Raw genomic sequence first — 13510 nt, 5'->3', positions numbered from 1 at the left:
TTATGCATTCAATTAATCGACAGTCTGGCGTGGCTGCAATTTGGTTCGTCTTAATATTTATTGCGCTTGCAAGTTTGACGGCCCTAGGAGTTGAAGGGGCGCGTTACTTGAATAATAAAGCGCGCTTGGGTGATGCACTGGAGACGGCTTCTTTATTGTTGGCAGCTCAAGAAGCAAAAGAAGCTGACGATGAAAAAAACCAAGCGCTAGTTACTAAAGTTGCGAGAAGTTATTTACCTGATGCTGAAGCTAAATTACCAGAGCTAAAAATTTACTATAAGAGTGGTGAAGAGAATATCACCATAGATAAACAGGAGCGAAAAGTTGAATTTTTACAGTATAAAGTAACGGCTTCAACTCAACATGATTCATGGATGGATATGGCGAGCGCGCCGTCATTTGATGAAACGCAGAATGTTGCTAATTTTGCTGCTTCAAAAAAATTAGCGATGGCTGGTGGATTAAATGATGTGGTGATTGCTGTCGATCACTCATTAAATATGAATCAAGACACATGCACCATCGAGTTTACTCCCGGAATCTATCATCACGAAACTGCTAGGTTATTTGTTGCCCATCAGATTGTAAATGAGTTTGTTAAACAGATCAGAAAGCCTTCAAAAGGGCAAGAGAAGGAACCTGTCACGAGAGGTAAACTTGGGGTGATTCCTTATGATAGTCGCACTTCCAATCGGTTGAATGGCCCAAGCAGTAGTGGGTGGGGAAGTCGCTCAGGTGGTCGCCCTCTTTGCCAAAATCACCTTCACTTTTTAACGGCTTCTGAAGAAAGTAAGCAGGAGGGAGTTCAGGTGGATCAAGGCTATGGTGAAATTGATTGGCAAGAGTACGCCAATAATACCCCTAGCGAGGTGATCGAAAAAATTGGAACTGGTAAAAGTGCCGCTTACTTTGTTAATGAAACTTACCATAAAGCTTCAAATAAATCAGAGGTATACAATTGGCTTCCTGATGCTGATAGGCATATTGATTACTCTGATAGCGTCCGCTACATGTTTGATTTGAACAACCGCCAAGCCGAGTTTATTCGCAATGATAATTTGTATAACTCAGGAGGAAATAAGATTTGTCGTGGTAACTTTAGAACTATTTCATTAGCGGATAAAGATCTCAATGGTGATCGGTTCTCTTATGAAGGCATGGCTGAAGATCCATTTTCGCGTGAAGTAAATAAATTTACCTCTAATTCTTCAAGAACTTATGATGTTTCGGGTGGAAAGGTAAGTTATTTAGGAGCATGGAGTGCTTCTTACCAAGGCTTCCTTCAAGCAGCCAAAGAGTTACATCAACATGGCGATAGAGACAAGCCGGGTTTACTGCTGCTTATTGTTGGTGGTGTTGATAGCCCTAATTCGAAAGAGAATCCCGAAGTTAAGTATAATAATGAAATTAAGGGTTCGACTGAAGTTAGGAATGATCTTATTTTTCAGCGCTTAGCGGATGCAGGTATGTGCAATAAGTTAAGGAAGGAGTTTCCTAACCTTACGATGGCCGCTATTGGTGTTGGGGTAGATCCGAAGAGTTACCCAGGTTTTAGCCGAAATGCAGACCGTGATTGGTGTTTTGATGCCAGCAACATCCATACCATTGATTATAAGTCGGCTTCTGGTACTGGGACGAAAGATAAAAATGGAGTGTGTGGCTACGACAATGTAAATACTGGAACTCGCCACAAATTAACCCTAAAAGGGCAAAAAGATATAAAAGGGATTGTTGATGCTATTGTCGGTGCAGCAGGTGGACCGCCAGGTGCTGGTCAGCATGAAGAAATTGGCAGTATCTATGATCGCCGTGCGAAGTAGTCGATGAAGAATATTGTTTCGGCATAAATACTGACCTGCTTTTTACAAACTCAATAGCTCGTTTTCTGGCGAGCTTGTTATACTTGTTGTTGATTTCTTTAACCTATATAGGCTTTTTGTGTTTCGTCATTTAACTATCGCAGTGTGCATTATTGGTTTGGCCGGTTGTGCTAAACCAACCGACCGAGGGCAGCAGTACCTTGATGGTGATTTCGAGCAAGTCTTGAATCAGGTTGAATCGGTAAATTCGGATAAAGTGCGAGACTATAGTCAATTTGATGCGCAGATGACGAAAGTGATTGAGCGCTCGCCGTCAATGGCGGAAAAGTATTTCCCTTTATACAACCAAATTCAGAGCTGGGCAGCGCACTCTGGCGATCCTGCAGAGTTAGCTAATTACGGTATTCAAGCTGCGCAAATGGGTGGCGGTGATGGTTATGGCAATGTGATGTTCACTGGTTATTTTTCGCCAGTGATCGAATTACGCCACCAAGCAAACGAAACGTTTAAATACCCTGTTTACGGTATGCCGAAATGTGACGGTAAGTGCCCAACGCGGGCAGAGATAAACAATGGCGTATTGGCGAATCAGCAACTGGAGCTAGGCTATAGCGCTTCCATGCTCGATGTTTTTATGATGGAAGTGCAAGGCAGCGGCTTTGTCCATTTTGAAGATAATGATGAGCTGCAATATTTCGCATACGCAGGTAAAAATGGCCATCCTTACGTCAGTATCGGCCGTATTCTGATTGAGCGTGAGCAAGTACCGCGTGAGAAAATGTCGCTAAAAGCAATATCCGATTGGGTGGCGCAGCAAGATGAAGCGACGGTACGTGAATTGCTAGAGCAGAATCCATCATATGTCTTTTTTAAGCCGCAAGAGAGCTTGGATGTAATGGGAACAGCGGGCATTCCATTATTGGCGCATGCATCTGTTGCTGCCGATCGTGAATACTTGCCAATGGGCAGCGTGATTTTAGCGGAAGTCCCTCAGCTCGATAGCGAAGGAAACTGGAACGGTAAACATGTCCTGAAGCTATTGATGGCACTAGATACAGGCGGCGCGGTGAAGAAAAACCACCTCGACCTCTACCATGGTATGGGTGACCAAGCAGGTATTGATGCTGGGCACTACAAGCATTTTGGTCGGGTATGGAAGCTAGGCTTACCTAATACGGCTACCGCCGATCCTTGGCTTGTGCCAGCACAGGCGACCAAGCCTGAATAGCGGGTTATTTCTCGGTAAATCCGTAGCCATTTTTATCCTTTGTTTGCTTTTTTCATCACTTGGGCAAACTGGACAATTATTAATAGAGCGCGTATAACACGCGCTCATTCTTTATCTGAACGACCTAGCAGTGAACATCCTATGCGCGAATTAGATACCCCAGCCTCAGACAGTTATAACCAACGTTTTGGTGGCACACGTCGCCTTTATGGTAACAGTGAAGTAGAGATTTACCGTGCTGCACACGTTTGTGTGATCGGTATTGGTGGTGTTGGCTCATGGGCGGCAGAAGCGTTAGCGCGTTCAGGTATTGGTGAGCTGACCCTGATCGATATGGACGATGTTTGTGTGACCAACATTAACCGTCAGATCCATGCGATGACAGGTACGGTTGGTCAGAGTAAAATTGAAGTGATGGCAGCGCGTATTAAGCTGATTAACCCTGAGTGTCAGGTGAACTTGATTGATGACTTTATTACGCCAGAGAACATCCGTGAGTACATTGATGGTCGCCATGATTACATCTTAGATGCCATTGACAGCATGAAGCCGAAAGCGGCTTTGTTAGCGCATTGTAAGAGCAATAAGTATAAAGTGATCACCACGGGTGGCGCGGGTGGTCAAACCGATCCGACGCAGATTCAAATCACTGATTTGACCAAGACGATTCAAGATCCACTGGCGAAAAAACTGCGCGATACCTTGCGCCGTCATCATAACTTTCCGACAAACCCTAAGCGTAAGTTTGGTATTGATTGTGTGTATTCAACCGAGCAGTTGAAGTACCCACAAGCGGATGGCTCGGTGTGTAATATGAAAGCAACAGCCGAAGGGCCTAAGCGTATGGATTGTGCCAGTGGTTTTGGCGCTGCGACTATGGTGACAGCGACCTTTGGCTTTGTTGCCGTTTCTCGTGTGTTGCAAAAGCTAGTACAAAAACACCTTAAATAACGGATAGCTGTTACACCGTTTAAGAATAGAAAAAAGCGGCTCGCGTAGTGATACGGAGCCGCTTTTTTGTTATTTAATTTGAAGTGTTCACGCGTTTGTAGCGGTCACTTTAATTTGCTCAACAATGGCTTTAAGCCCATTACCACGCGATGGGCTTAAGTGTTCAATTAAGCCTAAACGGTCAAAATACCCATCAATATCAAACGCTAAAATAGCATCTGCTGTTTTTCCTTCGTATGCCGCAAGTACTAGCGTAATCAACCCGCGTACGATGCGGGCGTCAGAGTCTGCGGCAAAGTGGAACACACCGTTTTGATTATCGTGTGCCAACCAAACAAGGCTTTCACAACCACTGACGGTGAGATCGGCCAGTTTAAATTCATCGGGCAGCACGGGAAGTCTTTTACCTAGTTGAATGACTGTGCGGTAACGATCTTCCCAGCCTTTGGCTGTTTGCATTTGCGCGACAATATCGTCAGCGGTAATTTCAGTCCCAAACGGGTGGTGCGGTAATGTCATGGTCTTTCCTTACAGCAGGCTACAGGCTTTATGTAGCGCTGCGATAAAACAGTCAATGTCTTGTTCAGTATTATAGAGCGCAATCGAAACGCGCAGTGTGCCTGTTAAGCCTAACGCATCAAGCATAGGGTGGGCGCAATGGTGGCCAGCACGAAGCGCAACACCTTGCTGATCGAGTAGGGTTGCTATGTCTTGATGATGCACACCATCAACCACAAAAGAAAACAGACTTGCGTGTTCTTGTAGTCCAACAATGCGTAAGTCTTCAATGTCTTTAATTCCCTCGATAGCACGCTGACGAAGGTGGGCAATGTGTTGTTCGGCTTGTGATTGGTTGATTGCGTTAAACCAATCGATGGCGGCAGCAAGGCCTAAGCTACCCGCCACATTGGGAGTACCGGCTTCAAATTTTCCCGGCACGCCAGAGTAGGTGGTACCGTTAAAGCTGACTTTTTCGACCATTTTGCCGCCGCCATGCCAAGGTGGCATCGCTTCAAGCAATGCTAGCTTGCCATATAGCGCGCCAATACCAGCGGGGGCAAACAGTTTGTGGCCAGAAAATACGTAGAAATCAGCATCTAGTGTTTGGACATTAATTGCCTCGTGTACCACGCCTTGTGCACCGTCTACCACCACAACAGCACCGTATTGATGTGCTTCGGCAATCATTTGCTCAATAGGGTTACGGGTACCCGTGACGTTAGTGATATGGGCTATTGCGACAATTTGGGTCTTTTCAGACAGTAATTGGCGAAAGGCATTCATATCGAGTGAGCAATCCGAATGCATCGGAATCTTTACCACTTTAGCGCCCGTTTGCTCAGCCACGATCTGCCATGGAACAATATTGGCGTGATGCTCTAATTCACTGACTAGGATTTCATCGCCAGGTTGCAAGGTTTGACGGGCATAAGTTTGCGCGATCAGGTTTAACGCTTCGGTTGCACCTCGGGTCCAAATAATCTCACGGTTACTCGCCGCCCCGAGAAAGTGCTGAACGGTCTCACGGGCTTGCTCGAATTTGGCGGTTGCTTTAGCTGTTAACGAATGGCTGCCACGGTGAACATTGGCATTTTGGCCGCTGTAATATTGTTGAATGGTATCGATCACCACCTGCGGCTTTTGCGCAGTCGCTGCACTATCTAAATACACTAAAGGTTGACCATTACAGGTTTGCTGTAAGGCTGGAAACTGGGCGCGAATCGCATCGATAGAAAATTGTGCAGTCATGGTGGTCACTAGCTGTTATTCAAGTTCACGATTGTACTCTAAATTGCCAATTTTGGGTATGAGGGGCGTGTAAGGCGATAAGTCTCGCTTTTTGGGCAAAAAAAAGCACTGCGTTGGGGCGCAGTGCTAAAAATGATTTTGACAGACAGGTCAAATATACAGGAAGTAAAAATTGGTAGATAACTACCGATCCGACACAACTCGGACAATATGCAAACACAACATCGCAACATTGGTTAAGTACAAATGCTACAGAGCAAAAAACTTGTACTACCCCTCAGCTGCGAAACGAATAATAGGGTTTATGTAGCACTTGAGCAATGGACAATTTATAATGATTACCATAAAAAAAACTAATGTTATGGTCAGGTAGGAAAACTATGTCGAGACGTTTACCCCCGCTCAACTCACTAAAAGTGTTCGAAGCTGCAGCAAGACACTTAAGTTTTACTCGCGCAGCCGAAGAGTTATTTGTCACACAAGCGGCTGTGAGCCACCAAATTAAAGCACTTGAAGAATTTTTAGGGCTCAAATTATTTCGTCGTCGTAATCGTTCATTATTGCTGACGGAAGAGGGGCAAAGTTACTTCCTCGACATAAAAGACATCTTTTCTGCAATATCAGATGCCACTGATAAAGTGTTAGAACGGGGAGCAAAAGGTGCATTAACCATTAGTTTACCTCCTAGTTTTGCAATCCAGTGGCTAGTGCCGCGTCTGAGTGACTTTAATGAAAAGCATCCTGATATAGATGTACGTATCAAAGCGGTCGATTTGGATGAGGGATCGCTCACTGATGACGTTGATGTCGCGATTTACTACGGACGTGGAAATTGGTCGGGTTTACGCGTTGATAAAATGTACCAAGAGTTTTTAATGCCAGTTTGTTCACCAATGTTGTTGAATGGGCCGAAACCACTGCATTCATTGGATGATTTGAAGCTGCATACCTTGTTGCACGACACGTCACGCAAAGAGTGGAAAAACTATGTTCGCCAATACAACATTGCGGGCACCAACGTAAACCAAGGGCCTATTTTCAGTCACTCCACCATGGTGTTGCAGGCGGCGGTGCATGGCCAGGGTATTGCGCTGGGTAATAATGTGCTGGCACAGCCCGAACTTGAAGCGGGTCGTTTAGTGTGTCCGTTTGATGAAGTGTTATTGAGCAAAAATGCGTTCTACATTGTTTGCCAAGAAAAGCAGGCAGATACTGGCCGTATTCAAGTGTTCCGTGATTGGGTATTAACGAAAGCAGCACGAGAGCAAGAGGATATGCCTGATGTCGACTAATACTTCGAACACGATACAAAATGCAGACTCACAACAGGAGCAGAGCCTCGATTTTCCGACCTACTTAATTGATGGACCGAGCGCCGAAGACGCCAAAGCAACTTTCTTGTTTGCCCATGGTGCTGGAGCGGGGATGGATCATGAATTCATGGCCGATATCGCCCAACATGTTGCAAAACATGGTATTCGCGTGGTGCGTTTTGATTTTCCTTATATGGTCAAGCGTCGCGAAGACGGAAAAAAACGCCCACCCGATCGTCAACCTAAGCTGTTAGTCGACTTTTTGCGTCACATTAAGGCTCATGAGTCTGAGCACTTAGTGATCGGTGGTAAATCGATGGGCGGGCGCATGGCCAGCATTATGGTCAGCGATATTGCGACAGAAACGCCCGATGCAGAAAATTGTCAGTCGCGCGTGAAGGGTGTTGCTTGCCTTGGTTTTCCATTTCATCCGCCGGGTAAACCTGAGAACTTTCGTGGCGAGCATTTGAAAACCATGGCAACACCGACGCTGATCTTGCAAGGTGAGCGCGACACCTTCGGTACCCGCTTTGAAGTGGAAGCATGGCAATACAGCGAGCAAGTGGAAACCACTTTTTTGCCTGATGGTGATCATGGTTTTAAACCGCGTAAAAAATCTGGCCATACGGAAGCAGAGAATCGTGCTTTGGTGGTGAGTCAGTTGGTTGATTTCATCCTGCGTTGTACCCAGCAAAAAGGGCACTAAGTCATGACGAGTTCTGCTAAGTTTGATCATGCTGTGGCAAATCGTGCTCGTTGGATTTTAGTGTGTGCGACCTTCAGTGGTGCAATAACTGTCATGCTGGGGGCATTTGCTGCTCATGGATTGAAAGCCCAGTTATCGCCGTATCTGCTTGATGTATTTAAGACTGGGGTTCAGTACCAAGGGTTACATTCGGTCGCCTTAGTCGGATGTGGATTATGGGCACGCATTCTGCCGTCAAAAGCGGTATCATACGCAGCCCTATTTTTTGGTGCGGGCATTGTGTGCTTTAGTGGCAGCTTGTATGCGCTCGCATTAACGGGCATTAAATGGTTTGGCCCCATCACACCACTGGGTGGGTTTTGTTTTATTTTTGGCTGGGTAGCGTTAACTGTCGCTGCTTGGCGTTCAGCTGAGGTTTCAAAGTGAATCACGTAATTTTATACTGTCGTCCAGGCTTTGAAAAAGAATGTGCCGGTGAAGTTCAAGACAAAGCAAACAAACTGGAGTTGTATGGTTTCCCTCGGGTGAAAAACAACACTGGTTTTGTTGTGTTTGAATTTTATCAGCAAGGTGATGCGCAGAAGTTTATTAAACTACAGCCATTCTCTTCGCTTATTTTTGCGCGCCAAATGTTTGCAGCGAAGCCTTTGCTTACTGACTTACCGCAAGATGATCGTATTTCACCTATTTTAGCGGCGGTTGAAGATTTCCCGCGCTGTGGTGAGCTACGTATCGAAACGCCAGATACCAATGAAGCTAAAGAGCTGCTGAAGTTCTGCCGTAAATTTACTGTGCCGCTACGCCAAGCGATGCGTAAAAAAGAAATCCTGTACAAACAAGACAGTACTTGGAGCCCGGCATTGCATGTGTGCTTTATTGCTCCAGGTTGTTGCTACGTAGGTTATTCATTTACGAACAACAATTCACAGTTCTTCATGGGGATCCCGCGTCTGAAATTTCCATCGGATGCGCCAAGCCGTTCCACCCTTAAACTGGAAGAAGCCTTCCACGTATTTATCCCTCGCGAAGAGTGGGATGAGCGTTTAGCGCCAGGTATGTGGGGCGTTGATTTAGGCGCGTGTCCAGGCGGTTGGACCTATCAATTAGTGAAGCGTTCTATGTTCGTGCATGCGATTGATAACGGTCAAATGGCACAAAGCTTGATGGATACCGGCCAAGTAAAGCACCATGAAGTGGATGGTTTTAAATTTGAGCCGCCACGTAAGAATGTGACTTGGATTGTGTGTGACATGATTGAAAAGCCAGCGCGTGTTGCCCATCTTATGGGTGATTGGTTAATTAAAGCGTGGGCAAAAGAAGCGATCTTCAACCTTAAACTGCCAATGAAAGGCCGTTACGATGAAGTGCTGCAAGATATTGAAAACCTTAAACAGTACCTGGTTAAAAACGGTGTGAAGTTTAACCTACAAGCAAAGCATCTATACCATGACCGTGAAGAAATTACGGTACACATCCAACGTACAGATAACCGCTCAGCCTACTAATAGGTTTGTGACAATGCCTGTTAGCTGAACGCGATAAATACAAAAAAAGCGGCTTCTATATGGGGCCGCTTTTTTATTGTGCGCTAGCTAGAAAATTGATTGGTATTACTCAGGGATTTGGTAGCGGATATCTTGCAGGTTAAAACCCAGCTCTAAATCGGTTTTTAATGACGCCACTTGTTTACTGGCTCGGGCCATTTCTTCGTTGCCCGTGATTTTCTTTTGCCATTTTTTTGGTAAGTCGGTCGCTGATAATACCGCTTCTAAGCTTGGGTAAAGGCTTAGTAATTCCACCGCTGCTTTAGGCCCGATACCAGTAATACCAGGTATTTTACTCGAGCTAATCCCTGCCAATCCCCAATAATCCGTCAGCTGTTCTGGTGTGATCCCATATTCTTTTTTGACAAAAGGAGCGTCTAACCAACGTTGTTGGAAGTAATCGCGTACCCGTAGGGTTGGCTGGAGTAACTGGCAGTATCCCTTGTCTGTTGAGACGATGGTGACCTGTTGGTTACGTGAGGCGACTTTGAGCGCCAAGGTAGCGACTAAATCATCGGCTTCATCACCATCGGAGAGTAAGGAATCGATTCCTATCGCCATGAAAGCATCTTGGATTTTATCCATGCCGAGTGCCAGTTCTTCGGGCATAGGTTTACGCCCTTCTTTATAGTGTGGTAGTAGCTCTGCCCGCCAGCCACGATCATCACTGTGGTGATCAAATACTGCCACGATATGGGTCGGTTGGCTGTTGTTAATGATTTTCTCTAGCGCCTGACAGCAGACTTTGGCTGTATTGTCGACGTTGGGTTCACCCGGTTGAGCGGCATGAACACGGCGGATAAGGTTTAAAGCATCAATAACAACAAGATGAATAGACATAGCACACAAAAAAAGGACCTAAACAGGCCCTTTATTGTACGCGTTAAAGCGTGTTATTTCATTACTACTGGCGCTGTGACGATCTCATAACAAGGTTCATACTTTGATCCAGGCAGTTTCATGCGCTGTTGATCCACAAAATTCTTCAGCAGTTTATCCATGCGTTTCATCAGTACGCTATCACCATTGATTTTAAAGCGGCCTTTGCGTTCGATTTCACGGATCCCTTCTTCTTTCACATTACCCGCAACGATGCCTGAGAAAGCACGGCGTAGATTCGCGGCTAAGTGCTCGGGACGTTGATTCATGTGTAAATCTAAACTTGCCATCGATTCATGGGTTGGTTCAAACGGTAATTGAAACTCGGGTGGAATTTTCAATGACCAGTTATAGCTATAGGCATCACCTGTTGCGAGGCGGTGCTCTTTTACCTGCGGCATCGCATTTTTCATGATACGAGCAACTTCAGCAGGGTTGTCGATTACTATCTGATAATGCTTGGTGGCAGCCTCGCCTAAAGTATCGCGAATAAAGCTATCTAAGGTACGGAAATAGGCTTCGCTTTCTTTCGGGCCTGTGAGCACTAATGGCATTGGTTGCGATTCATTCTCTGGCTCCATCAGGATCCCCAGAATATAGAGTAACTCCTCCGCGGTACCTGCGCCGCCAGGAAAAATGATAATACCGTGACCAACGCGGACAAAGGCTTCTAGCCGTTTCTCAATATCAGGCAAGATCACTAACTCATTCACGATAGGGTTCGGTGGCTCTGCTGCAATAATTGATGGCTCGGTTAAGCCTAGAAAACGACTCTCACCATAGCGCTGTTTGGAATGGCCAATTGCCGCGCCTTTCATTGGCCCTTCCATGGCACCGGGGCCACAGCCAGTACAGATATTGAGTTCACGTAGGCCGAGTTCATGGCCGACTTCTCGAGTATATTGATACTCAATGGGATTAATTGAGTGCCCCCCCCAACACACAACCATATTTGGGCTTTCGCCTGCGCGTAGGGTATGGGCATTACGTAAAATACTGAACACAAAGTTGGTGATATGCGGTGCGCTAGTCAGGTTCAGGTCGTTTCGCTGTTGGACATGCATATTGACGTACACAATATCGCGTAGCACTGAAAACATGTGTTCTTGAATGCCTCGAATGATCCGGCCATCCACAAAAGCATGCTCTGGCGGGTTCATCAATTCGAGTTTGATCCCACGTTCACGACGCATGACGTTAACATCAAAACTTTTATTTTTTTCTAGCAGCTCTTTGGAGTTATCGGTGTGGCTGCCAGAGTTGAGTACCGCCAGTGAGCAGTTTCGGTATAGGCGGTAAATGTCGCTAGAAGCGGTCGCTTTTAGGCGATCAACTTCGAGTTGTGATAGCAGATCCATGCTACCAACGGGGCTGATATGGGTAATCATGGTGACCTCCCTGATCATCGAAAACAGCGATTGCTGTGGGGGAAAACGAGGTGTATACCCAATATTTGCGGGTGTGCGAGTTCGTTTTTATTATTTAGTTGTTGATACGAGGTATAGCTGTTTAGATGGACTCGATATTGATTGTTGTTGGTTATAGCGAATCTCATCGTTAAGCATAAATATTAGTATAGCCAGCTGGTTTTGCTTTTTGCTATTTAATATCAGTAGCTTAATTTCACATTACACAGCAATTAGAGATTTGCCTAGTAATAAATGTAGAGGGTGTGAGGTTTAGGCAATCCAGCTTAAGCGATTTGAACCTGTGCTCTTGGCCGTATTGAGCGCTTTTTGAGTACGTTCAATAATGTTTGGAGGTGTGTCATTGGTATCGAACATAGTCGCACCAATAGATAAGGTAATCGAGACCTGCTGATCGCGGAAATGGAAGGGGAGTTGAGCGACGGCTTCCCGAATGGCATTGATGCGCTTTGTTCGTTCTTCTTCGGTGGTATCAGGCATGATCACCATGAATTTATCGCCATCAAAACGGGCAATAAAATCAGTATCGTCTAGGCAGTGGTGAATCGTACGCGCAATGATTTTTAGCGCTTTATCGCCCGCGACATAGCCGAAGTTAACGTTAGTTTCTTTGAAATTATCAAGATCGAGTAAGGCAACACAAAGTGGGTGTTGGTAACGCAGCCAGCGGCGGTATTCGTGCTCGAGGCGATCGTTGAATGCAGCCCGGTTGTACACCTTGGTCAAATGATCTAAGAACATCTTTCGTTCTTGTTGGTTTAACGATTGGTGGTGTTCTGCGGTTTTTTCATAAAGACTGATGACTTTATTTTCATTGTGCGCCAACTGATCCAGCAGCTCTCGCTCACGTTTTTCTAACGCGTGAGTACGCTCAATTAAGGTATGCAGCTCTGTACTAATGGTTTCTAGTTGGGGACGCCATGTTTCTAGGTTTTCTTGCTCTTTTAGTCCTTGCTGCATTTGGTCTGACAAAGCTGAAAACTCGGATATCACCGTCGCTCGCTGTTCTAGTAAGGCATTGGATTGACCAAGGCTTTGGTGAGTTGTTTTCTTGATGGCAGCTAAGTCACTGTGGACACCATCAACGAATTTTTGCGTCGAACGGCGGTCTTGGTGATGCCCACTGATCACTAATCGTAAAACAATCAATGCTTGTTCGGTCAGGGTTTCTGCTGTGACGCCCGCTAGCAACTTATTGCGGATCTCCAGCAGCGTCGAACTGTTGTCATCGGTGAAATCAAGCTCGGTGATCAGGTGTTGTAATTCGCAACTAAGGTGAATTAAAACATCATGATCTATGCTGTTACTTTGATGCTGATTGGTCGAGGTTGAAAGCAATTTAACGGCGCTTTCATACAGCTCTAATAAGCGTATTAAGCGATTGTGATTGTCACCTAAGCTGTTGGGCGTCGCAGATAAAATATTGCGAAGATCACGCTTGAGCTGTGCAGGTAAAGTGCGAACCCGGTTTAGCGTATCCCCACTCAAGTGGATATGCTGTTCAAGGTTTTGACTGGCTTGTTCCGTTAACGCCGCCTGACGAGTAACAAGACGTTCAATTAACGCTAAGCGCGGGATCAGCTTGCTGATATCTTTAGGTTGCTCGAGGTCATTGCGAAGTTCGACCAGCTTGAGATCAAGTTCTTGGTCTATACCTCTGCATGCGACAGATAGACGGGTGATCAGGCGCTTTAAAATAACAATCTCGCGACGCGACTTAAGAGAAGCATCTCGGAATGAAAGTTGAGCTTGATCTAGGCGTTGTTTCAATTTACTCACTTCAGAAACAACGGCATTTACGTCAGTCACGAGGGTAAGGCATACCTAAAATAATCGCTATATAGAGTTATAGGGGCGAATGAACCAATACTATGGCGTGTATAGTAACAAAAA

At 45.6% G+C, this 13510-nt stretch carries 12 protein-coding genes; 7 read left to right on the top strand and 5 right to left on the bottom strand.

Going from position 1 to position 13510, the window contains the following annotated elements; translation table 11 throughout:
• Positions 1 to 2: 2 nt before the first annotated feature.
• From L4C35_RS20215 to tcdA, 3 genes are all read left to right on the top strand, one after another.
• A complete protein-coding gene (locus L4C35_RS20215; RefSeq protein WP_428464597.1) occupies positions 3 to 1820 on the top strand; it encodes a TadE/TadG family type IV pilus assembly protein in 1818 nt (605 codons plus the stop codon).
• 118 nt (positions 1821 to 1938) lie between these two features.
• Positions 1939 to 3048, top strand: coding sequence for a murein transglycosylase A (mltA, locus tag L4C35_RS20210; RefSeq protein WP_428464596.1), 1110 nt, complete (start codon positions 1939 to 1941; stop codon positions 3046 to 3048).
• A gap of 141 nt (positions 3049 to 3189) precedes the next feature.
• Complete coding sequence (tcdA, locus tag L4C35_RS20205; RefSeq protein WP_428464595.1) at positions 3190 to 3999, top strand: tRNA cyclic N6-threonylcarbamoyladenosine(37) synthase TcdA; 810 nt, start codon at positions 3190 to 3192, stop codon at positions 3997 to 3999.
• 87 nt (positions 4000 to 4086) lie between these two features.
• On the opposite strand, the gene csdE is transcribed toward tcdA, so the two are convergent.
• The gene (csdE, locus tag L4C35_RS20200; protein WP_428464594.1) at positions 4087 to 4518 is read right to left on the bottom strand and encodes a cysteine desulfurase sulfur acceptor subunit CsdE; all 432 of its coding nucleotides are present in this window, start codon (positions 4516 to 4518) and stop codon (positions 4087 to 4089) included.
• 9 nt (positions 4519 to 4527) lie between these two features.
• Positions 4528 to 5748, bottom strand: coding sequence for a cysteine desulfurase CsdA (gene csdA, locus L4C35_RS20195; RefSeq protein WP_428464593.1), 1221 nt, complete (start codon positions 5746 to 5748; stop codon positions 4528 to 4530).
• A 380-nt stretch (positions 5749 to 6128) separates the two neighbouring features.
• Here csdA and L4C35_RS20190 point away from each other — a divergent pair, with 380 nt between their 5' ends.
• The 4 genes from L4C35_RS20190 to rlmM are packed head-to-tail and all read left to right on the top strand — an operon-like array spanning position 6129 to position 9272.
• The gene (locus tag L4C35_RS20190; protein WP_428464592.1) at positions 6129 to 7040 is read left to right on the top strand and encodes a transcriptional regulator GcvA; all 912 of its coding nucleotides are present in this window, start codon (positions 6129 to 6131) and stop codon (positions 7038 to 7040) included.
• Positions 7030 to 7767, top strand: a complete 738-nt coding sequence (locus L4C35_RS20185; protein ID WP_428464591.1) for an alpha/beta family hydrolase — start codon at positions 7030 to 7032, stop codon at positions 7765 to 7767. The genes L4C35_RS20190 and L4C35_RS20185 overlap by 11 nt, the downstream gene beginning before the upstream one ends.
• 3 nt (positions 7768 to 7770) lie before the next feature.
• On the top strand, positions 7771 to 8193 hold the full coding sequence (locus L4C35_RS20180; RefSeq protein WP_428464590.1) for a DUF423 domain-containing protein: 423 nt from the start codon (positions 7771 to 7773) through the stop codon (positions 8191 to 8193).
• Positions 8190 to 9272: a 23S rRNA (cytidine(2498)-2'-O)-methyltransferase RlmM gene (gene rlmM / locus L4C35_RS20175; protein ID WP_428464589.1), complete on the top strand. Its 1083-nt coding sequence runs from the start codon at positions 8190 to 8192 to the stop codon at positions 9270 to 9272. The genes L4C35_RS20180 and rlmM overlap by 4 nt, the downstream gene beginning before the upstream one ends.
• Before the next feature lie 105 nt (positions 9273 to 9377).
• On the opposite strand, the gene xni is transcribed toward rlmM, so the two are convergent.
• From xni to L4C35_RS20160, 3 genes are all read right to left on the bottom strand, one after another.
• Positions 9378 to 10151, bottom strand: coding sequence for a flap endonuclease Xni (xni, locus tag L4C35_RS20170; protein ID WP_428464588.1), 774 nt, complete (start codon positions 10149 to 10151; stop codon positions 9378 to 9380).
• 53 nt (positions 10152 to 10204) lie between these two features.
• The gene (gene ppnN, locus L4C35_RS20165; protein WP_428464587.1) at positions 10205 to 11578 is read right to left on the bottom strand and encodes a nucleotide 5'-monophosphate nucleosidase PpnN; all 1374 of its coding nucleotides are present in this window, start codon (positions 11576 to 11578) and stop codon (positions 10205 to 10207) included.
• 291 nt (positions 11579 to 11869) lie between these two features.
• A complete protein-coding gene (locus tag L4C35_RS20160) occupies positions 11870 to 13426 on the bottom strand; it encodes a GGDEF domain-containing protein (protein ID WP_428464586.1) in 1557 nt (518 codons plus the stop codon).
• Positions 13427 to 13510: the final 84 nt, after the last annotated feature.

It is taken from the genome of Photobacterium kagoshimensis (assembly GCF_050337045.1).
Classification (GTDB): Bacteria; Pseudomonadota; Gammaproteobacteria; order Enterobacterales; family Vibrionaceae; genus Photobacterium; species Photobacterium kagoshimensis.
Note: the sequence above shows the minus strand (reverse complement) of the source record. Positions and strands in the feature narration are given on the sequence as shown.